Raw genomic sequence first — 22,778 nt, forward strand, 5'->3', positions numbered from 1 at the left:
GGGGGATATAGGATATGAAAAAGAAGATTTTTGGATTAGCAGCAGCGCTTTTGCTGACTGTAGGATTAACAGCATGCGGTAACAACAGCGACAGCAAAGATTCAGCAAATAAAGCAGACGACACGACATTGAAAGTCGGCGCTTCACCGACACCGCACGCAGAGATTTTGGAACATGTGAAACCATTATTGAAAGATGAAGGAATCGATCTTGAAATCGTCAAATTCGATGACTATGTATTACCGAACCAATCTTTGGAAGAAGGCGATATCGATGCCAATTACTTCCAACATATTCCTTATTTGAACAAAGAAATCAAAGAAAAAGGGTATGACTTTGTCAATGCCGGTGCTGTCCACATCGAACCAATGGGCTTGTACTCTAAAAAAATCAAAGATGTTTCTGAACTAAAAGATGGTGCAACGATCATCACTTCGAATTCTGAATCAGACTGGGGACGCATCATCACGATTTTACAAGATGCTGGGCTAGTCAAAGTCAAAGATGGAGTAGATCTGGAAACAGCCACATTCGATGATATTGCAGAAAACCCTAAGAATTTGAAGTTCAACCATACGATCGACCCATCACTTTTAGCTTCTACGTACCAAAATGATGAAGGTGACCTAGTCGCAATCAATGCAAACTTCGCTTATGGCGCAGGATTGAATCCATTAGAAGATGCCGTATTACTTGAAAAAGACAACTCTCCTTACGTGAATATCATTGCGACTCGCAAAGGTGATGAAGACAGTGACAAAATCAAAAAACTGATTGAAGTGCTTCACCGTAAAGAAGTCCAAGAATGGATCACAGACAAATGGGGCGGCTCTGTTAAACCAGTAAAGGCTGATGCAAAATAAGGAATGAAACAAAAAAGATGAGAAATAAGTCTGTAACGGCTTATTCCTCATCTTTTTTATACCTATTCTAATTTAGAAATCAAAATTGTTTAATAATCAATAAAAGATATTTGATTTTAGTAAGGAAGATCATTGCGCTTCATTCTCAATTAGTCTAAAATGAGTGAGAACGAAAGAGAATTTGGGGGTATAATGCATGTCTGTCTTAGAAATAAAAAATCTACATGTGTCGATCGAGGAAAAAGAAATCCTTAAAGGCGTAAACCTAACAATGAAAACCGGAGAAATTCACGCCATCATGGGACCTAACGGCACAGGAAAATCAACCTTATCTGCCGCTATCATGGGCAATCCAAACTATGAAGTAACAGAAGGCGAAATCTTGTTTGACGGAAAAAATGTTTTAGACTTGGAAGTAGACGAACGTGCACGACTTGGTTTGTTTTTAGCTATGCAATATCCAAGTGAGATACCAGGTATCACGAATGCGGAATTCATGCGTGCAGCAATCAATGCGAAACGTGATGAAAACGACAAGATCTCTGTTATGGCATTTTTGAAAAAGTTAGATGAAAAAATGGCTTTACTGAATATGCCAGAAGAAATGGCTGAACGTTATCTGAACGAAGGTTTTTCTGGCGGGGAAAAGAAACGGAATGAGATCCTACAATTGTTGATGTTAGAACCAACATTTGCGATTTTAGACGAAATCGACTCGGGTTTGGATATCGATGCTTTGAAAGTCGTTGCTAAAGGAGTAAATGAAATGCGTGGAGACAATTTCGGTGCATTGATCATCACCCACTATCAACGATTATTGAACTATATCACACCTGATGTCGTTCACATCATGATGGAAGGTCGAGTAGTCATGACAGGAAATGCTGACTTAGCTAAACGCCTAGAAGCAGAAGGTTACGCTGGAATCAGTAAAGAATTAGGAATCGACTATAAAGAAGAAGAAGCGTAAGGGGGAGCAAGAATGAAAGAAAAAAACTGGCTCGATTATCTTGACGCGGTAAATGATTTTTCTTTAAGTAAAGGCGAACCTGATTGGATGAGAACCTTCCGTCAAGACGCACTAACAAAAGCAGATGAACTGCCATTGCCGCATATCGATCGGGTGAAATTCCATCGTTGGTCGTTATTCGATGTGAAAGAAACACAAACTATCAGTGAAACAGGCACGATTCCAGCATTTGATGCAATGAAAGACAATCCTGTGCTTGTCCAACAAGGTTCATGGACGATTTTTGAACAACTACCTGTGGAATTAGCAGAAAAAGGAGTCATTTTTACCGACTTGTCTACTGCAATGATCGAATACCCAGAACTAGTCCAAGAATATTATATGAAAAAAGCAGTAAACATGGACGAAGACCAATTGACTGCACTCCATGTAGCTTTTATGAACAGCGGTATTTTCCTGTATGTGCCTAAAAATGTCGTGATCGATGAACCACTCGAGTCCTTATTCATTCAAGATGGCGCATCCGATGAGCACTTCTTCAAGCATGTGTTGATCGTGGCAGATGAACATAGTGAATTTTCTTATCTGGAACGTTTCCAGACAACCAAAGAACAAGTAGCAAAATCATCAGGTAATATCATCGTGGAAGTCATCGCTAAAGCTGGTTCAAAAATCAAATATTCAGCTGTAGATCAATTAGGAGAGAATATTACTTCTTATATGAATCGCCGTGGGCACATTTTACGAGACGCTTCTGTCGACTGGGCAATTGGTGTCATGAATGACGGTCATGTGATCGCTGACTTTGATTCAGATTTAGCAGGAGAAGGTGCACACGCAGAAGTCAAAATCGTGGCGATCAGCTCGGGCAGACAAATCCAAGGAATCGATACACGAGTAACCAATAAAGCACCTCATACGATCGGGCATATTTTGCAACACGGAGTGATCCGAGAAAAAGGAACATTGACCTTTAACGGTATCGGCCACATCTTGAAAGGAGCAAAAGGTGCAGATGCTCAACAAGAAAGCCGTGTCTTGATGCTTTCTGACAAAGCACGCGGTGACGCGAATCCTATTCTTTTGATCGATGAAAACGAAGTAACTGCTGGACATGCTGCCAGTGTAGGACGAGTTGATCCAGAAGAAATGTACTATCTGATGAGTCGAGGATTGCATAAAGAAGAAGCAGAGCGCTTAGTGATTCGAGGATTCCTCGGTTCTGTCTTAACAGCAATCCCTGTAGAACAAGTTCGGAAAGAATTAGTCGAAGTAATCGAAGGGAAGTTGAATGGATGATCGATGCTAAAAAGCTACGCAATGATTTTCCTATTTTATTTCAAGACGTCAATGATGAACCTTTCGTTTATCTGGATAATGCAGCGACGACCCAAAAGCCAAAACAAGTACTCCAGGCATTAGCGCACTATTACGAACACGATAACGCCAATGTTCATCGCGGTGTCCATACGTTAGCAGAACGCGCGACCCATGAGTATGAACAAGCAAGAGAAAAAGTACGAGCGTTCATCCATGCAAAAGAAACAGCAGAAGTGCTGTTTACTCGTGGTACGACGACAAGTTTGAATTGGGTAGCCAGAAGCTTCGGCGACCGCTATATCAAAGCAGGAGACGAGATAGTGATCTCTTACATGGAACATCATTCTAATGTTATCCCATGGCAGCAGTTGGCAAAACGAACAGGTGCCGTCCTGAAATATATCGAACTAACAGAAGAAGGCTTCCTGGATATGGAGGATGCAGCGAAAAAGATTACGGACAAAACCAAAATCGTCTCCATTGCTCATGTATCCAATGTTTTAGGTGTCATCAATCCTGTTCAAGAATTAGCTGAACTTGTCCATGAAAACGGTGGGGTCATCGTAGTAGATGGTGCACAATCTGCCCCGCACATGGCCATTGATGTCCAAGCACTAGACTGTGATTTCTTTGCTTTCAGCGGACACAAAATGTGCGGACCAACAGGTATTGGTGTTTTATATGGTAAACGAAAATGGTTAGAAGAAATGGAACCCGTTGAATTTGGTGGCGAAATGATTGATTTTGTCGAATTATACGACAGTACATGGAAAGAACTACCTTGGAAATTCGAAGCAGGGACACCAAATATCGCTGGCGCTATCGCATTAGGCCATGCAATCGATTATTTGCAAGAACTCGGCATGGACAATATCCATCGATATGAAGAAGAACTAGCCGCTTATGTGTTGCCAAAATTACAAGCAATCGATGGATTGACTGTTTATGGTCCGCAAGACCCGAAATTTCGGACAGGAGTTGTTGCGTTCAATTTGGATGGGTTACATCCCCATGATGTCGCGACAGCTTTAGACATGGAAGGGGTAGCCGTTAGAGCAGGTCATCATTGTGCGCAACCGCTATTGAAGTACCTTGAAGTATCAGCGACTGCTCGCGCCAGCTTTTATTTCTACAACACGACGCACGACGCCGACCGTTTAGTTGAAGCAATCATGGCAACAAAGGAGTTTTTCCAACATGGGACTATCTAAATTAGACAATTTATACCGTCAAGTGATCTTGGATCATTCTTCCCATCCGCATCATCGTGGAAGCTTGACCGACTCGACAAGCAAGATTGAATTGAACAACCCCACATGTGGAGATGTGATCGAATTGCAAGTCGATGTAAAAGACGGAATCATCAAAAATATCGCCTTTGACGGCAGCGGCTGCTCCATCAGTACGGCAAGTGCCTCGATGATGACAGACGCCGTCATTGGAAAATCAATAGAAGAAGCAGAACATTTAACTGTAGACTTTCTACAGCTTGTCCAAGGAAAAGAAGTCCAAGATCCCGACCAATTAGGCGATGCTGCTATGCTTGGTGGTGTAGCTAAATTTCCCGCTCGGATCAAATGTGCGACACTTGCCTGGAAAGCACTAGGAAAAGCAATGGAAAACGATGGTACCGCAGCTTTCCATCATTACCACAAGGAAGAGGAGTGAGAACATGGGCGTACCAGAATTAGAAGAATATAAATTCGGGTTTCACGATGATGTCGAACCGGTTTTCAGTACAGGAGAAGGCTTGACAGAAGAAGTGATCCGTGAGATGTCAAGAATCAAAGGCGAACCAGAATGGATGCTTGAATTCCGTCTGAAATCTCTAGAAACATTCAATAAAATGCCAATGCAAACATGGGGGCCCGACCTTTCAGACATCGATTTCGATGCCATCAAATATTACCAAAAACCAAGTGACAAACCCGCTCGTGACTGGGAAGACGTACCAGAAAAAATCAAAGATACATTTGAAAAGATTGGTATCCCAGAAGCTGAACGAGCTTATCTAGCCGGTGCTTCCGCACAATATGAATCAGAAGTCGTGTACCATAATATGAAAGATGAATTCGAAAAATTAGGAATCGTCTTTACTGACACTGACTCTGCTTTGAAAGAATACCCTGAATTATTCAAAGAGTACTTTTCAAAACTTGTACCGCCAACCGACAACAAATTAGCAGCGCTGAATTCAGCCGTATGGTCAGGTGGAACCTTTATTTACGTGCCAAAAGGCGTCAAAGTCGATGTTCCATTACAAACGTACTTCCGGATCAATGCGGAAAACACGGGGCAATTCGAACGTACGCTGATCATCGTTGACGAAGGAGCAAGCATCCACTATGTCGAAGGCTGTACGGCACCTACTTATTCAAGTAATAGTCTGCATGCCGCCATCGTAGAAATCTTTACAAGAAAAGATGCGTATTGCCGTTACACCACGATCCAAAACTGGTCAGACAATGTGTACAACTTAGTAACCAAACGAGCAAAAGCATACGAAGGCGCAACCGTTGAATGGATCGACGGAAACCTAGGTGCAAAAACAACGATGAAATACCCAAGTGTTTACTTAGATGGAAAAGGCGCACGAGGCACCATGCTCTCCATCGCCTTTGCAGGAGCAAACCAAATCCAAGATACAGGTGCAAAAATGATCCACAACGCACCAAACACTTCTAGTTCCATCGTCTCTAAATCAATCTCAAAAGACGGCGGTGAAGTAAACTATCGAGGACAAGTAACCTTTGCCAAAAACAGTGCGGGTTCGATCTCTCATATCGAATGTGACACGATCATCATGGACGAATGGTCGAAATCCGATACGATCCCATTCAATGAGATCCACAACAGCCAAGTCTCTTTAGAACACGAAGCCAAAGTCTCAAAAATCTCAGAAGAACAACTCTACTATCTGATGAGCCGAGGCCTGACAGAATCTGAAGCAACTGAAATGATCGTCATGGGCTTTGTTGAACCATTCACCAAAGAACTTCCAATGGAATATGCAGTCGAACTCAACCGATTGATCAGTTATGAGATGGAAGGGTCTGTTGGATAATAACTATTTCATTGCTCGAAACGTTGATATTAAAGCGTTTCGAGCATTTTTTTATTTGCATTTTAATAGTTGGCTACGTTTTTGGCTACGTTTGGAATTATTCGCCCATAAATTTTGCAAATCGGTCACCTGTTTTCTTAATAGATTGTGGTGTGACATGAGCATAGATATTCATGGTAGTTTTAATATCTTTGTGACCTAATCGTTCTTGTACTTCTTTTATTGACGCACCACTTTCAAACAATAAGCTACAGTGGGTATGCCTAAATCCATGTGGAGTAATTTGAGGCTCCATCGGTGTCTTTTTGTAAATCCAGTCTAACCAATCGTTTACTACTTGGGGGTAGTACAGCTTGTTTGTGTTTGTAGTGAAAAGAAACTGCTTTGGTGAATTCGTGTTATAGCCATATAAGATCATTATTTTCATTTGTTCTTGTTGCCAAATACGCAGTTGTTTAAGTGTAAAATCATCAAGCTGAATCGTTCTTGATGAATTTTTAGTTTTAGGTACTTGTAGAACTACTTGATTAAACTCGTCTTGAGCGATAGTTTTACCAATTGTTATTGTTTTATTGAAATAGTCTATATCTTCCCATTGAAGCGCCAATGCCTCGCTTTTACGCATTCCTGTATAAGCTAATAAACGGAAAAAAGTGTACAGTTTAACTGAATTATTTTCTTTAGTATTCTTTAAAAATAGTTGTAATTGATCTTTCGTATAAAACTTCAAGGGTTGTTCTTCTTCAATTTTTCTTGGAAGCAATGTTTTAGACATAGGATTATCTTTACAGACTTCCATTGCTACTCCAAATTTAAATATTTGAGCAGTTGTTTTTCTCAAGAAACCATATTGTTTTAATGTTTTGTGCCATTCATTAACCTGTTTTTGACAATAACTAACACTTATTTTATCCAATCGTAATTCCCCAAAAGCAGGTAATATATGGTTCTTGCAAAAACGTTGAGCAACGGCAACGGAAGATGGTTTTACTCTCGTTCTGTAGTTATCAATCCATAATTCATATAACTCTTGAAAAGTTGTAACATTGATTTTAAACTCTTGTTTTTCTTTAAAGTCTACAAGTAGTCTATTAAGTGCTATTTGTGCCTCAGCTTTTGATTTGAATCTTCTACGCTTTGTACGTATATCTTTTCCAGTCTTGGGATCTTTTCCTAAATAAGTTTCAAATCCCCAATATTTTTCGCCATTTTGTAATTTATAACTAAAAAATGTGGCCATTTGATTCTCTCCTTACTTCATGATTGCAGGTAGAGAAGTTATTTGAAGAATCAATTGCTTTTAAATTTATCGTGATTATTAGTTAGAAATTTTGCGACTATACTATTTTTCTCATATGGGAAATTGTATTTTTTGCTAAGATCAGAAATAAATTTTTCTGTTTCAAATTGGTTTTTAGTAATTTTATAAAAGAAATCCTCGACAGATGAATACTGTGAAATATCTTGATAGGCTAAGTCCATTTCGTTTAATAGCTGTTTTGAAGAATCAATCAGTATTTCTTTTTCACCGTATTTGAAATCCCCATTTCTTATCTTATCTTGAAGTCTACTGTTGGCTCTTTTGAAAAATAGCTCTTTAGAGATAGAGTGTTTTTGACTAGCATACTCTTCGATAAGAGGATTGATATCATTAGCAAGTATCTCATTTAGATAAATTTCAAAATCTTTTGAGTAATATTTTGAAAATATATTTTTTATTATAGGATTCAATAACTCATAGTCTTTATCTAGCGAAAACGTATCACTATATCTTTCTTGAATATCATTAAAGACTTTGTGAGGTATCTCTGGGAAGTCCTTAATATATAGCTCATATCCTGAATCTATAAGGTATGAAGCTATGTATTCTTCCAAAGTTCCCCATTTAATCCAGTCTGCACTAGTGTTTCCAATATTTGCAATTGTTAAAAGCCTATTTTTATTGGGTAAAGACACACCTCTAAGCCAATTATTAACGGAACTTATTGGTGTGTCTCCAATTAAATCACCGAATCGTTCTAATGTCAGACCTTTGGATTTGATAATTTTTCTAATACGTTCACTAGTTAACGATAGATTAGGTTTCATAACTAAGCCTCCTTTTTCTGATTTATTGTAACATATATTGCTATCATTTACTAAAATTTATTAAAAATGTTGACAATGGAATTTCTATAAGATATTATAAAATAGTAATTTTTAGTAATTATTTTTTTGTTGCTCATTACTAAAAATTACTATTTAGGTAGAGAAGTTATAGAACAATCAAAAAGGAGAGGTTTTTGTGGAAGCAATAAAATTAATGATCTCAGAAGAGCAGGAGGAAATGTTTCTGAAGCAGTTTTATCAAATTGCTACAAAAGCTATTGAAAAGGCTCAAGAAAATGCTGGTATGACAAGGGAATATCTCAATCAAAAAGAAATGGCAGAATACTTAAATGTGAGCGAAAACTTTTTAAAAAATGCTGTAAGAAATGAGGGATTACCTGTGGTTGAATTGGGGGCAAGAAAATTTTATTCGAAAAAGGCAGTTAATGAGTTTATGTTTGCTCGAATGAAGAGAGGTGAAAGTTTTGAGAGAAGATGAAATAACAAATTTAGTATTGAAAAGAATTGAAAAATATATAAAAAAGAGTGCTCCCGATAGTTTGCAGACGAAGGGGAACACTCGATAATGAATAAAGTTCTAAGAAAACTTTATTTGACTACATTTTAACATACTTTAAAGATAGGGAGAAAGTATATGAGTGATGAACAAAAGATTCAAAGAAATTACTATGCTATCATCCCCGCTAATGTTAGATATGACCGAGACTTAATTCCAAGTTCAAAGCTTTTGTATGGTGAAATCACTGCTTTATGCAATGAAAAAGGATTTTGCTGGGCGAAAACACAGTATTTTCAAGATTTATACGGCGTTAGTAGGGTATCTATTCAAAAATGGCTTAAATCTTTAGAAGCAAATGGCTACATTTCGAGAGAAGTTATATATAAAGAAAATTCGAAGGAGGTAGATAAAAGAGTTATAAGAATTGTTAACACCCCTGACAAAGAAAAGTTAGCTACCCCGCTAACAAAAGTTAACACCCCTAGCAAAGAAAAGTTAACAGAGAATAATACATCTAATAATACAATTAATGAAGAAGAGGATATTAATATAAAAGAAATTTACACTAAGGTTAGTGTTCTTTATGAAGAAAATAATGACGATGGGAGAGTATAAAATATTTTGTGTAAATAGAAAAAAGGAAGTCCCTTCTGTAGAATAAAGTTACCACACCCATTCACAGAAAAGAGGACTTCCCTATGAACGATTTTACTACAGAACTCCTGCAGACTCTAGCCACCAAAGGTGATTTGAACGAGTTATTCCGCTCCCATCTGGAGCTGGCCGTAAACACGCTACTGCGGACGGAGCTGACGGCCTTCCTGGATTACGAGAAGTACGACCGGATTGGGTTCCACTCCGGCAATTCCCGTAATGGCACCTATGACCGGACGGTCAAGACCGAGTACGGGGAGCTCCACCTCGAAATCCCGCGCGACCGCAACGGCGAGTTCAAGCAACAGACCGTTCCCGCCTACAAGCGCACGAACGATACGCTGGAGGAGACCATCATCCACCTCTTCCGGAAGGGCGTGGATAGGCTACAATTAACTAGACAGAAAAATTAAGGTGTGTAGACTAGAAGAAAACATACCAGGAGGAATTTTTATGTCTAAGAGAACACGAAGAACTTTTTCACAAGAATTCAAGCAACAAATCGTCAATCTTTACTTAGCTGGAAAGCCACGTGTAGAAATCATTCGAGAATATGAACTAACGGCTTCAGCATTTGACAAATGGGTAAAGCAATCTAAAACGAGTGGTTCATTCAAAGAAAAAGATAATCTTACGCCTGAACAAAAAGAATTGTTAGAACTACGTAAAAGAAACCAGCAATTAGAAATGGAAAATGATATTTTAAAGCAAGCAGCGCTGATATTCGGACGAAGAGACAAGTAATCGATGCGAATAAGCATCTTTACCCTATATCAGCGATGTGCAGAATATTAGGTCTATCACGTCAGTCCTATTATTATCAATCAAAACCAAAGAAAGACGAATCAGAACTTGAAGAAGTAGTAGCTGAAGAATTTATCCGCAGCCGAAAGGCCTATGGCTCAAGAAAAATAAAAAAAGCCTTATCAAAACGAGGCATTCAGATCAGCCGACGAAAAATTAGTAGAATCATGAAAAATAGAGGATTAAAATCGAGCTATACTGTTGCTTATTTTAAAGTACATCATTCTACTTGCAATGAAGCCAAAACGACAAACGTATTGAATCGTAAATTCTTAAGAGACAACCCATTAGAAGCGATCGTAACAGACTTGACTTATGTACGAGTCGGGAAAAAATAGAATTATGTCTGTTTCATTTTGGATCTGTTCAATCGAGAAATTCTCGGCTATTCTTGTGGAGAACATAAAGATGCCGTTCTAGTAAAAAAAGCATTTAGCCGTATCAAACAACCTCTGACAGAGGTTGAGATTTTTCATACTGATCGTGGAAAAGAGTTTGATAACCAAGCTATTGATGAATTATTAACAACTTTTGACATCAATCGATCATTAAGTCATAAAGGCTGTCCTTTTGATAATGCCGTAGCTGAATCAACTTATAAGTCGTTGAAAGTAGAATTTGTCTATCAATACACATTTGAAACCTTACAACAATTGGATTTGGAGTTATTTGACTATGTCAATTGGTGGAACCACCTTCGGTTGCACGGTACACTTGGCTACGAGACACCGGTTGGTTACCGTAACCAGAGATTGGCGCAGCGAATCCTTGATAATGAGCTCGGATGTGCTAACGCTAGCGAGGCAGTCTAACTTTAATTGTTAGCTCCTGCCGAAGATCGTCACATCCGAGGAGACTCATTGTCAAGGACAATCGGAATAGCATACGGAAAGAAGTTCTGCACCTTATAAAATTTGTCAAAAAAACTGTTGCCATTCCAAACAGAAGAGGCAGCTGTCAAGGTATTAAGCAGGTCATTTCATTATTTGATACAGGTATGTTTCCTCACTTTCTTTTCTTTTTTCTTATTGAGCTACGTCATGTTACGCATATATTTTGTCTACAATTGCCGGAAAATCTCTATCTTTCGTTTAAGTGGTTATTCGCTCTTCGAAACATATAAAGATTTCTTCATAATGAACCTCATCAAATGGGGAATGACAAGTGTAATCTTCCTTTTCCTTATAGAAAGAGAGCCTGAGTATCTTTTTAATATTTTTTTCTTTAGTTTCATTGATTTTATTCTTTCAGTTATTTTTATTTTGTCTACAGAAAAGAAAAGTCAGTTATTGTTGATGAATGGAGGTTAACAGTTGGAACCGTTGATAGCGATAAAAAGTGCAAAAAAAATCATTCGAAACAAAACCATTCTTCATTTGGACCATTTTACTGCGGATGCTGGGGATTTTGTGACTGTAGTTGGAGAGAGCGGAGCAGGGAAAAGTACTTTATTGAATATATTAGGATTGAATGATCAATTCAGTTCAGGGCAATTTTATTTATTTAATCAAGAAACAAAACATTTAACTGGAAGAGAGAAGCGCTTGATAAAAAGAAATGCCCTCTCTTTTCTTTTTCAAGACTTCGGATTGATTGAATATGAAACGATCAATTTTAATTTAGACATTGGCTTGAAGTTTTCGAATTTAAATGCTTCGGATAAACGAATAGTAAAGTATGAAGCATTGAAAAAAGTAAATATAGACAAGAAGCTAAGTACGCCTGTTTATACATTATCTGGTGGTGCGAAGCAAAGAATCGCCTGTGCGAGAGTCTTATTGAAGAATAGCAAAATCATTTTAGCCGATGAACCGACTGGGTCATTGGATAAAAGAAATAAGGATAAAGTAGTTGAAATTTTATCGCAACAGGCTTCTCAAGGTACGTTAGTTATCGTGGTCACGCATGATCCATATCTGACCAAAATAGGAAACAAGAAGATCATGCTTTAGAAAACAAATGAAAAATCAAATTTTTTTCAATAAAAACAACAAAAAAATGTCTGGAAAATCGAACATAAAAGTGTCTGATTTGAATATCCCAACAGCGGAAGAAGAAAAACAAAATCGATAACATTTGTTCTAAGAATTAGTTACGTTAAATACGGAACGCAAGATAGACTTGAAAAACGGTAACAAAAGAAGTAGTATATTAAGGTGTGATGTGCTACTTGACATTTATTCTGCTGAGCGAACTTTCTGGATTGTGTAGCCTTATATCTATTCAGGACGTATCGAGCAGATTAGTAAAGGTGTTCTTGATGATTTTCATCTTGAACACCTTTGTTTTTAGCAATTCGCAAAAAACGAAAAGTAGGAGAAATGATAAATGAAAAAAAGATTTTTAGCACTTGCCATCGTACTAGGCGCTGGCTTATTGTCAGGCTGTACGAATGCCGGTGAAAAAACAGCCGTTAGTTATAAAGGCGGTACAATCAGCGAACAAGAAGTAATGGATAGCTTGAAAAAAATGCAAGGAGCAGATTCCGCTGTGCAACAGTTGATCGTTTATCAAGTATTTGAAGATAAATATGGAGATGACGTATCAACCAAAGAAATCCATTCCCAATATGATCAAACAAAGAAACAATTGGGTGATTCATTTGATTCACAATTGAAATCTGCAGGTTACACAGAACAAACATTCAAAGACAGTATCAAACAAAGCTTAGCCTTCCAAGAAGGTCTAAAGAAACATATCAAATTGACCGATGAAGATTTAAAAACGGCTTGGGAATCTTTCCATCCAGAAGTGGAAGCTCAAATTATCCAAGTAGCAAGTGAAGATGATGCAAAAGATGTGAAGAAAGCTGCTGATAAGGGAGACGATTTCTCTAAATTAGCCAAAGACAAGTCAACTGATACTACGACAAAAGAAGATGGCGGAAAAGTGAAGTTTGATTCAACTACTGCAACGATTCCGGCAGAAGTCAAAGAAGCAGCCTTTAAGTTGAAAGATGGTCAAGTTTCTGATGTGATCACTTCTACCAATGCTTCAACTTATACTACGGAATATTATGTGGTTAAAATGGTGAAAAACCAAAACAAAGGCAACGACATGGATAAATACAAAAAAGAATTGAAAGAAATTGCAACAGACACAAAATTAAGTGATAGTAATTTCCAAAATAAAGTGATTGGTGAAGTATTGAAAGACGCTAATGTAAAAATCAAAGACAAAGACTTTGAAAATGTTTTGAGTACATTCACTTCAGATTCCAGTACAGCAAGTAGTAAATAAGCGGAATAAATAAAAAATATGAACTATTTAAATCAATAAAACTGTTCATCTAAATCTTTTTATTAGAACTAAATCAACAGTAGTTTCATTACTACTTGATTTAGTTCTTTTTATTTTTAAAATTTTTTTACTTAGAATCCAAGATAGCCACCCTAGATATTTTTCTGTATAATCTTAAATAAAGAAAACGATATTAAAAAATGCACGTAGAAGTAGATAAATGGAGTGGTTTTGCAAATTTCTTTTATTTCTAGAAGTTATTCACGTATACGGATTTGTTTTTCTCACAAATAAAAAGGCAGGAAGTACAATGGATCATTTGTATATAAAATATATTCATCGATTTTCCGTTTTGGTGTTAGGCACACTAATTATAGCGGGGATTGTCGCATTTATTATTCAAGGTCGTGAAATATTAACAGTACATCAAGAGTTTTTCAGTTATGCATTTGGTATTCCTCTGATCGCTATAAGGTCTGATAACAAAAAGTGGAAGAAACGCTATTATATTCTCTTGCTATTTTTGTGTTTTTATCTGCCACCTAAAATTTTTACTTTATTAGGTGTGCAACGCCTATCATTTTCTTTTATTTCCTATATCATTGTTTTAATTTTCTTCAGTTTCATAGTATGGCTGTTTTATTTTGTCAAAAAATAAATGAATGTTTCATGAACAGTACTTCATCACAGCCTAATTTTTTTCTTTATGCTATCGTTATATTAAAGAAATCAATGAGAAGGGAAAGAAAGTGATGAAAAAAGTTTTATTAGTGGTAAACCCCAGTTCAGGCGGTGAACAAGCAAAGGAATTTGAGCAATTAGCGATAGCAAAATTGGAATCGGTGTTTGATGAAGTGGTCGTCTTGCATACAAAAAAAGCAGGGGATGCAAAAAACTTTACTCGCGAAGCTGCTACGGAAGGGTATCATAGTGTGTTTGTCATGGGCGGAGATGGAACAGTCAACGAAGGAATCAGTGGAATCGCTGAACAAGAACATCGGCCAAATTTCGGATTTTTCCCATTGGGTACGGTGAATGACTTGGCTCGAGCATTAGGGATACCGCTAGAACCTGAGGAAGCGATCAATCATTTTTCGATTGAATCAGTCAAGCCATTGGATATTGGAAAAATAAATGACGACTATTTTATGAATGTCGTCGCAATTGGCTCTATCCCTGAAGCAATCAATGATGTAGATGCGGAGAAGAAGACGAAATTTGGAAAACTAGCTTATTTCATGTCAGGAATCAAACAGTTAGCTTCTACACAATCCTACTCGTTTCACGTAGAAATTGATGGAAAGAAGGAAGAAATTGAGAGCAGTACCTTGCTGATAGGACTAACTAACTCAGTCGGCGGTTTTGAAACATTACTTCCAAATGCAAAAGTGGATGATGGTAAGCTCCATATGGTTTATTTAAAAGATTCTTCTTTGATCGATACGCTTAAAACATTGCCAGACCTATTAAAAGGAGTAGATGAATCTACGAAAAATCTAGCCTATCTTACTTGTGAGCAATTAGTTGTGTCATTAGCTGATGAGGAAGAATTGACGACGAATGCTGATGGGGATGAAGGGGATAAATTACCTGTGACAATCAAAGTGTTACCCTCACATTTACAGGTTTATTGTTAAAATGGAGGTTGTGACCGAGGAGTTGTCAGGAGAACACCGCTTGTTTGGAATAAGGGACTGTGACAAGACTTTTGTCACAGCCTTTTTTTTGTACAAAAAAGAAATTTTCACCTAACAGAAAAATTTGCCATAAAAATACATATTTTAAATATGAAAGTACAATTACAAATAAATTGAAACGTTAAAATAAAATTGTCAAAACGTCAGAGAGGATGGTGGAGAATGAATCAATATGTAAAAAAGCTGATTGCGTCGATTTTGTTTGTTTTCCCTCTCTTGATGGTGACATCCGTTTTTGCCGATGTAGAGAAAACAAGCGAATCAACGCAATCAGAGAATCAAAGTTTTGACAAGACTACTTTTTCAGAAGAATCAATTACTTCTGAAACTACAGAATCCCAAAGTGAGGCGCCTACTTCTAATACAAGGCAAGAAGAAAATAAGACAAGTGAGACCTCAGAAGTAGCTGAACAAACGTCTGATAGCAGTGAAGAGGTACAGGTTAGAGTTGTTTCAGCGGATGGGTACAGCGAAGCTGCCACAACAGAAGAACTGACGCAGCTTCTCGCAGACGAATCAGTAGCTAAGATTCGTTTAACTCAGCCTTTGACTTTAGACAGGGAATTGGAGATCAAGCGAGATATCGTTATCGATTTTGGCGGACTTGCTCATAATTTCGGCACACATCACATCTATATCAATGAGACACCTCAGTCGATCGAGTTTCAGAATTTTAAAGGAACGGCAGCTCATCCAGGTGGGTTGATACCAAATATCGATGGAAATGCCATTATCATTGCTTATATGTCCGATTTTTGGGGAAACAGATATCATTTTACGGGAGAAATAAAATTTACCGGGAAACTTGACTTATATGATGGTTCTAAATTAGGCCTGATTTACGCCCCTCGTGCAACTGTCACATTAGATGGTGTTTCCGGTGTATTGGATGTCCAACCAGTGAAAGAAGGGATGAATGCCGCTCCGGGTAAAGCTTATTTTTGTAGAAGCTATCAGCTAAATGTAATCAATGGTAGTCAGCTTTATGGACCATATCTAGGAAAATTCTATGGTTTTCTAGATTCAGGTGATGAGACGATCAGTGGAAAAACAGCACCAGGACTCCATATCTTGAGTGGTTCAAAGGTCTCTCTTGACTATGATCGGGCAGATGGCGTCAGCGATGAAGGAGAGGCTGTCGATACGCTACCCGGGAATGTCACATTTGAAGTCAGTGGCTCAGGAAGTGAATTTTCGGTAAATACAAAGATCAATATTACCAACGACAACAATCGCGGAATTATCCAAATGAGAGGCTCAGGATCAAGAGTCGCTGTGTCGAATGATGGGAAAATCACAATCAATACAGCGACTACTGGCGGATTTCGCCTGCAAGGAGATTCTAGTCAAATCCATGTATCAAGTGGTGGACAAATCTCGGTCAAAATGGCTGGAGATGGCGACCAACCTGGAAACAATGGGATGCGTTTTGTAGGGAAAGGACTTTCTTTGATCGTAGAAGGAGCCGGATCAGTCATCGATATTGATAAGCAAAGTGGTCGTTCTAGCGCAGTTCGTTTTGAGAACGGTACGCAAAAACTAACAGTAACTAATGGAGGCTCATTGACGGTAAGAAATGCAGGGGATGGCAAATCTTATGTGAACAGACTCAATCAAGGAAACCAAGCGATCCAATTTTATGACGCTTCTGGTTTTCTAGAAAGTCCAGGGTCAGCTGATTTTACGGTTACTGGAGAAAAATCAAATATCGATATACGCGCAGATTCCGGAGCTACCGTAGATACAACTGGAGATATTGATTTGAACTTTATGGCTGGCGAAAAAACTTATTTAGTCATGGTCGGGAAAACTGGGGAAGATAAGACTGGCATCATCAGTGGGGATGTGTTGAATGTAGACTTAGAATCTCCTACCTATTTCGATTTCCAAAACAAACGGATCGGAAGCGAGACTAATGGCATAGGTGGCTGGGTATTTCAAGGAAATGGCGATTCTTCTTTGAAGATCGCTCATTCAGAAATTGCTTTATGGCGAAAGGCAGGAGCAACGTTCGATAACTTTGAAAAAGATCCGGATTATTTTTCTGATATGACAGACTTATCGATCAATGGAACCGACTTAGGTAATTTTGTATCAAGCCCTAGTGCAGGTTTAACAAATGAATTTGCTCAGACAGGTGCCGGAATGAAAAATTATAATCGAATCAGTGCCAATAACGAGCTTCCGATGATTGAATCCTTAAGAGTACCAACGAATGCAGATAAAAAAATCTATGGGCATGTCGTTGTTCCCGAAGGTGTCGAGGCAAAGCCAAGAGATGCTTGGACAGGCGAAGTAGAAGTGACTTTACGTATTATTTATGCAGATACGACGAAATCACCTGTAGAAATTACTGCTCTCACACAAGGACAAACAGATGAAAATGAAGGGGCAGGATATAATCCGTGGGGAGAAGGCGAACAAGGCGGTTTGTTTGAAGTTCAAGTACCCAACGAAGAAAGACTAACAACGGGGGATCAAGTGCAAGTAGTTGCTGCTAAAAAAGTAAGAGGCGGCCAAGAAGTGACAGAACTGGACTCTGCCAAAACGACAGTCGATGTGATTCCTCCTGAACCTGCTAATTTAAGTACCACATTGATCAATGCAGCTTCTCGCTCAATCACAGGTACAGGCGAAGCAGGAGCTTTGGTTTCATTGAAAAAAATCAAGCTGTTTTGTCAGAAACCACTATTGATGATACAGGGAAATTTGTTCTTTCTATCCCAGAAAATCAGCTTTTTGCAGGAGATGTATTAGAAATTGTATTAAACGACCAAGCAGGAGAAGCTGCTGCTAAGGGTGTGCAGAACAAGCCAAGTACCAACGATGAAATTGGGAATCACAATCCAAGTGATACGCCAGTTGTTTATCATGATGCCCCGCCTTTTGCACCTGCTACGAAGATTGTAGTAGAAGGTGGTCTCTCATTTCTTGCCCCTTCCAAACTCGATTTTGGACAGATCAAAGCAACTGGTTTGACGCAAGAAGCATTTGGCCAAATGGATGGGCAGGAAAAATTATGGATTTATGACCAGCGAGAAACAAAAAGTCCATGGATCTTAACAATAAAACTATCTCAGCCTTTTACAAACGATTCAGGATTTTCTATGCAGGATGTCCTTTATTTCAAGAAAGCTGAGGAGTATCAATTAGTGAATGAAGAAGAACTGGAAATTGTCAGAGGACAAAATTCAACGAATGTGCAAGCATATTATTCAGAATATTTAAATAACGGTCGGGCGTTTAAACTTGTCTTAACCAAAGAAAATCAGATAGCTGGTAACTACTCAGCAGAGATGACATGGACATTAGCAGATGCGCCGACAGAATAAAGATCAAGGAGGATGATTGATGAATCGAATATGGAATAAAAGTCATCGAAACAACTGCTCTTTACTTCTGATCCTTCTCCTTGGATTCATCCTTTGGCAGATACCTGTCCATGCCTCCGAATTCAATTTTGCGGTAGATTTTGAATTACCGGCTAATCAGATTGATAAGAACAAAACATATATAAATGTAAGGATGGAGCCTGGGAAAACACAGGAAATCCCCTACACGGTCTTTAACCGAACAGATAAATCAGTAATAGTTGAGACATTGATCCACTCCGCTACGACGAATTCAAACGGTGTGATCGAATATGGATAATCAAAAAGTAAATTAGATGAAACATTAAGTTATGATATGAAAAACTTAGCAAAAACAGTGGGAGAAATAACTGTTCCTCCTCAAAGTGCGGTCACTGAGACACTTTCACTGAAAGCGCCAGAAAAAGAGCTGGCTGGTGTGGTCGCAGGAGGGATCACGTTTCAAGAAAAAAAAGAGAACGTTTCTAACAAAAGCACAGTTAGTGTCGTCAATCAGTTTTCTCAAGTGAAAGCAATCTTGATTCGAAATAGCGAAAAAGAGTCTTCCCCAGATTTGAAATTAAAAAAAGCTTATGCGGATCAAAGCGATGGAAGAAATGTGATTAAGGTGAATTTTCAAAATCCAAATGCTTCTTATATGTTCGGCTTGACTACATCGGTTGAAATCTACAAAAAAGAATCAAAAGAACCTTACCTTTCAATAAAAAAAGAAAAAATAAATGTAGCACCCAATACAAATTTTGATTTACTTGTCCCATTAGAAGGAAAAAAATTAGCTCCGGGACATTATCAAGCGGTTGTGAAGGGTGCTTGGAAAGAAAAACGCTGGAATCTCTATACCGATTTTGAAACAACTGATGATGCAGCGGACCAATTGAATGAAAAGGATATTGATTTAAAAAATCAGCCAGAAACATTTGACTGGCGATGGCTGATATTTGTTGGAGTCATTCTTATTGGCTTATTTGCTGGATTATTTATTTTAAAAGAAAGAAGGAAAAAGAAATGAAAAAAACAATTGCATTAAGTACCGTTCTAGCTGGAAGTTTATTATTATGTACACAAAGTGTTTTTGCTGAGAATAAGTGCTCAGCCACTACAGAAGGAACGATTTCTGTAACAAAACCAGATGCCGCAAATCCTGAAGACGTTGTTCCAGTTCCTCCTGTTGATCCAAATGATCCCGATACGCCGTTTACACCTGACGAACCAAATCAGGGAACATCCGGATTACTGACGATTGACCAAGCTCCAGATCTTGATTTTGGAACAATCAAGTTAGGTACAGCAAAAACAGTATATGCTGCATTACAAAACGGAACGGACAGTACAGGGACAGCAACACAAGTACAGAATTTCGTACAAGTAACGGATAAAAGCGGAAATTATGCCGGTTGGAAACTATCAGTCAAACGAACAGAATTTATTGGTACAACATCTGATACGAATAAACTAACTGGTTCAAAGGTGAAATTCAAAAACGCCGTGATTCGAAATAGCGCAACTAATAGCAGTGGAACGCCATCTACTATTTCTGGTACTGGCGCTGAAGGAATTGAGATCCCAGCAGATCAGGCAGTAGATCTAGTAACTGCAGGAGCAAATGAAGGGATTGGCACATGGATTTATTCATTAGGAGAGAATGTGGAACAAGGGAGACAATCAGTGGAATTATTTGTTCCTGTATCCAATTATGCCGTAGACAACTACGTTTCAACATTCACATGGTCGTTAACAGATGCTCCTACAGAAGGGAAAGCGTAAAATCAAATCAATGACTTCAGGGAGTGGAGCCGATTCAAGGCCTACTCCCTGAAATCTGCTATGCTTACGTCTCAGCTCTTATTCATCAACTCGAAGCAGTTTTTTGGAAGTCATTGAAACGTTCCTTTGTCTTTTCAAAGATCTTTCGACCAACGAGTAAGGAGTCACCATTGAAAAATTCTAACACATAATGAGCAGAATCAATTTTCTGCAATTGCGATAAGTTGATACAGTAAGATTTTAATAGTAAAAAGTAAGCATACTTTTCCAACTCTGTCTTCAATTGTTTTAAAGAAGTATTCACTAATTTATCTTCTGTAGTTGTTTTGACCATAACTTGGTTTTTCAAACCTTTGATACTTTCAATATATAAAATTTCCCGAGGATACAGGACGAGACTTCCACCTTTTTGATCAATAAAGATTTTATCGACATTTACGATCTGCTGTTCTTTCCAATTGATCTGTTCTAGCACTTGACGAATTTGTTCAGATAAATTCCTGTCTTTTCTGATATATCCAATCGGAAGGATTTTCCGATTGATGATCTCTACTGCAAAATTCGTATAAGCGGTGAAAAAAACAATATTACTATGTGCATTTTTTTTACGTATTTGTTCGGCGACATCAATACCTGTGAGTGATTGCTTCAAGTCGATATCGATAAAGAAAACATCGTGATTATCAATAGTGCCCAACTGGATCAACTGATTGATTTGAGAGACAGAAGTGAGCTGCACGATATTCTCGATATGATGATTGACCAATTCTTTGATGATCCATTCGCTGTGAAACTGGTTATCTTCTATGATAAAATACTTTTTCATATGCAGGCTCCTATTAAAAAAATATGTGTACATTTTGAAACAAAACAATGGAGGAATAAGATGGTCGCAACAGTGACACTTTATTTGACCTTTACTTTGATTTTAGATTTAGGTATCTATTTATTCTTTTCGAAACAACTGCTAGTAAAAAACAGCTTTGGTTGTATAGCTTTGATGGTGGTGACACTTTTACTTCCTATCCCTAAAGTGAGCTTTCCTTACCTAGTTGGCTTATTATTGATGTTTCTTTTTTATTTTACTACGAAAAACCTGTTTATCAGCTGTTTGATCAGTAATCTTTTTTTTGCTATCACTGGACTCAGCTTTTTTCTGGTTTTTGATCTGATGGATTATTTAGGAAAGAGACATCTTGGAACAGCAAGTTTTTTTGCACTACTTATCGCATTTATTTTCTATCTATTAGTAAAAAGTATAGACAAACAGACGAGATTTCTCAACTTGCTTTTTACTTATCCAACTGAACACTATTTTGGAGGTATTTGTATTTTATTAAGCTGGGGCGTGATTTACTTGGTATTGGGAAGTGTTCACTTCCGCTCATCTAATTATCTGCTTCTATCTCTTTTGTCGATAGTCATCAGTTTTTTTCTTTGTTTTTTTCCATTATGTTGATCAGTTTCCAAGTAAAAGAAAGACAACATCAGGAATCGCTTCAACTGTATCAAATAAATGAAGAATATTACCATCATCTAGAGGAATTCAAACATGATTATAAAAGTCTACTGTTTTCATTAAAAATTACTCTTCAGGAAAATAAAAAAGAAACGTTGGAATTTTTAGAAATATTAGAAGATCATTCTGCAGCTATTTTTGAAAAACCGCAAATACAACAGCTAACAAATATTGTATCCCCAGCTGTCAGGGGTGTCTTTTTAAAATTTCTAGAAAAAGCAGAATCGGAGAAAATCCCGATCCAAGTAGTTATTCCTGTCGAAGTGAAAACAATCCCGATTGATCTGGTTGTTTTTATTCGCTGTTTATCTATTTTTATTTCTAACGCATTCGATCATCGTGTAGCCGATCAGAGTCCGATTACGATCAATCTGCTGGAAGAAAATGAGGGATCACGTTTTAGTATAGCGAACAAGGCAAATCCAACGAATTTGACGCTATCGGAGATGGTCAAAAGAGGAAAAACCTCTAAAAAAAATGGCAGGTTAGGTCTATACAGTGCGAAAAAAATGCTGGATGTTTACGAAAATGCAGAACTAAAAATCGATTTTTCAAAGTAGAATCACTGTTTCTTTGTAGAAATGTATCTGGCATCTAGAAAGAGCAAATCAGCCTACTGAATTACTGTCAAAGGATAAGCTTGAGGAAAGTCTACACGGAGATAGAGACAACAACACAGCATATTCAAAAGAAACAGAAGCGTGATGACCGTTGTCACCCTTCTGTTTCTTTTGCTATGTAGTTAAATAAAGTAGTTGACACTTCCGCTACTTAGTATTAGTACGAAAGTATACTTCGTGATACTAAGTAGATAAGAAGTGAAAAGCGGAACCCACGATCGTCAAAATGCTAACTGCTTTGCTTACACCAGATAAAGGGAAGAGCAATATCGCTTATTTTAGGC

16 protein-coding genes and 7 pseudogenes are annotated in these 22,778 nt (G+C 37.8%); 20 read left to right on the forward strand and 3 right to left on the reverse strand.

All coding sequences use genetic code 11. The annotated features are described in order from the left end of the window. The first annotated feature begins 14 nt into the window (after window positions 1-14). From AC1F25_RS00550 to sufB, 6 genes are all read left to right on the forward strand, one after another. On the forward strand, window positions 15-863 hold the full coding sequence (locus AC1F25_RS00550) for a MetQ/NlpA family ABC transporter substrate-binding protein (RefSeq protein WP_002345358.1): 849 nt from the start codon (window positions 15-17) through the stop codon (window positions 861-863). A 196-nt stretch (window positions 864-1,059) separates the two neighbouring features. Beyond that, window positions 1,060-1,833, forward strand: a complete 774-nt coding sequence (gene sufC / locus AC1F25_RS00555; RefSeq protein ID WP_002287679.1) for a Fe-S cluster assembly ATPase SufC — start codon at window positions 1,060-1,062, stop codon at window positions 1,831-1,833. A 12-nt stretch (window positions 1,834-1,845) separates the two neighbouring features. Beyond that, entirely contained in the window at window positions 1,846-3,132 is a 1,287-nt protein-coding gene (gene sufD / locus AC1F25_RS00560; protein WP_002312073.1) for a Fe-S cluster assembly protein SufD, read from the forward strand. Next, complete coding sequence (locus AC1F25_RS00565; protein ID WP_002312075.1) at window positions 3,129-4,364, forward strand: cysteine desulfurase; 1,236 nt, start codon at window positions 3,129-3,131, stop codon at window positions 4,362-4,364. Before sufD ends, AC1F25_RS00565 begins: the two co-directional genes overlap by 4 nt. Next, window positions 4,351-4,821 carry a Fe-S cluster assembly sulfur transfer protein SufU gene (gene sufU / locus AC1F25_RS00570; RefSeq protein WP_002308248.1) on the forward strand — a complete coding sequence of 157 codons (471 nt, stop codon included), beginning with the start codon at window positions 4,351-4,353 and terminating at the stop codon, window positions 4,819-4,821. Before AC1F25_RS00565 ends, sufU begins: the two co-directional genes overlap by 14 nt. 4 nt (window positions 4,822-4,825) lie before the next feature. Continuing rightward, window positions 4,826-6,217, forward strand: a complete 1,392-nt coding sequence (gene sufB, locus AC1F25_RS00575; protein WP_002287686.1) for a Fe-S cluster assembly protein SufB — start codon at window positions 4,826-4,828, stop codon at window positions 6,215-6,217. A 97-nt stretch (window positions 6,218-6,314) separates the two neighbouring features. Here the strand turns inward: sufB and AC1F25_RS00580 are convergent, their stop codons facing one another. After that, complete coding sequence (locus tag AC1F25_RS00580) at window positions 6,315-7,457, reverse strand: tyrosine-type recombinase/integrase (RefSeq protein WP_002295169.1); 1,143 nt, start codon at window positions 7,455-7,457, stop codon at window positions 6,315-6,317. Window positions 7,458-7,507: 50 nt separating this feature from the next. Next, window positions 7,508-8,305: a helix-turn-helix domain-containing protein gene (locus AC1F25_RS00585; RefSeq protein WP_479994165.1), complete on the reverse strand. Its 798-nt coding sequence runs from the start codon at window positions 8,303-8,305 to the stop codon at window positions 7,508-7,510. Between the two features lie 196 nt (window positions 8,306-8,501). Here AC1F25_RS00585 and AC1F25_RS00590 point away from each other — a divergent pair, with 196 nt between their 5' ends. The 13 genes and pseudogenes from AC1F25_RS00590 (at window position 8,502) to AC1F25_RS00650 (ending at window position 20,355) form a co-directional block, all read left to right on the forward strand. After that, window positions 8,502-8,804 carry a helix-turn-helix domain-containing protein gene (locus tag AC1F25_RS00590; RefSeq protein ID WP_002313373.1) on the forward strand — a complete coding sequence of 101 codons (303 nt, stop codon included), beginning with the start codon at window positions 8,502-8,504 and terminating at the stop codon, window positions 8,802-8,804. Between the two features lie 156 nt (window positions 8,805-8,960). Then, window positions 8,961-9,434: pseudogene (locus tag AC1F25_RS00595) on the forward strand (helix-turn-helix domain-containing protein); the annotation flags it as partial. Between the two features lie 89 nt (window positions 9,435-9,523). Further along, window positions 9,524-9,859 (forward strand): annotated as a pseudogene (locus AC1F25_RS00600) (transposase); the annotation flags it as partial. A 73-nt stretch (window positions 9,860-9,932) separates the two neighbouring features. Further along, window positions 9,933-11,095, forward strand: a pseudogene (locus tag AC1F25_RS00605) (IS3 family transposase). 126 nt (window positions 11,096-11,221) lie between these two features. Further along, window positions 11,222-11,593 (forward strand): annotated as a pseudogene (locus tag AC1F25_RS00610) (DUF1430 domain-containing protein); the annotation flags it as partial. Between the two features lie 3 nt (window positions 11,594-11,596). Then, window positions 11,597-12,235, forward strand: coding sequence for an ABC transporter ATP-binding protein (locus AC1F25_RS00615; protein ID WP_479994166.1), 639 nt, complete (start codon window positions 11,597-11,599; stop codon window positions 12,233-12,235). A 376-nt stretch (window positions 12,236-12,611) separates the two neighbouring features. Continuing rightward, window positions 12,612-13,523 (forward strand): peptidylprolyl isomerase, encoded by a 912-nt coding sequence (locus AC1F25_RS00620; protein ID WP_119364827.1) that lies wholly within the window; start codon window positions 12,612-12,614, stop codon window positions 13,521-13,523. A 220-nt stretch (window positions 13,524-13,743) separates the two neighbouring features. Further along, window positions 13,744-14,181: a hypothetical protein gene (locus tag AC1F25_RS00625; RefSeq protein ID WP_086324516.1), complete on the forward strand. Its 438-nt coding sequence runs from the start codon at window positions 13,744-13,746 to the stop codon at window positions 14,179-14,181. A 94-nt stretch (window positions 14,182-14,275) separates the two neighbouring features. Then, a complete protein-coding gene (locus AC1F25_RS00630; RefSeq protein WP_119364828.1) occupies window positions 14,276-15,160 on the forward strand; it encodes a diacylglycerol/lipid kinase family protein in 885 nt (294 codons plus the stop codon). Window positions 15,161-15,382: 222 nt separating this feature from the next. Continuing rightward, window positions 15,383-18,552, forward strand: a pseudogene (locus AC1F25_RS00635) (Ig-like domain-containing protein). 19 nt (window positions 18,553-18,571) lie between these two features. Beyond that, window positions 18,572-19,114: pseudogene (locus AC1F25_RS00640) on the forward strand (DUF916 domain-containing protein); the annotation flags it as partial. Continuing rightward, window positions 19,097-19,600, forward strand: coding sequence for a DUF3324 domain-containing protein (locus AC1F25_RS00645; protein ID WP_479994334.1), 504 nt, complete (start codon window positions 19,097-19,099; stop codon window positions 19,598-19,600). The pseudogene AC1F25_RS00640 and the gene AC1F25_RS00645, both read left to right, overlap by 18 nt. Then, complete coding sequence (locus tag AC1F25_RS00650) at window positions 19,597-20,355, forward strand: WxL domain-containing protein (protein WP_002376226.1); 759 nt, start codon at window positions 19,597-19,599, stop codon at window positions 20,353-20,355. Before AC1F25_RS00645 ends, AC1F25_RS00650 begins: the two co-directional genes overlap by 4 nt. 85 nt (window positions 20,356-20,440) lie before the next feature. Here the strand turns inward: AC1F25_RS00650 and AC1F25_RS00655 are convergent, their stop codons facing one another. Further along, window positions 20,441-21,181, reverse strand: a complete 741-nt coding sequence (locus tag AC1F25_RS00655; protein ID WP_119364830.1) for a LytR/AlgR family response regulator transcription factor — start codon at window positions 21,179-21,181, stop codon at window positions 20,441-20,443. Between the two features lie 60 nt (window positions 21,182-21,241). Between AC1F25_RS00655 and AC1F25_RS00660 the strand changes: the two are divergent. Next, window positions 21,242-22,434, forward strand: a pseudogene (locus AC1F25_RS00660) (ATP-binding protein). Window positions 22,435-22,778: the final 344 nt, after the last annotated feature.

It is taken from the genome of Enterococcus sp. M-BR2, from assembly GCF_056612775.1.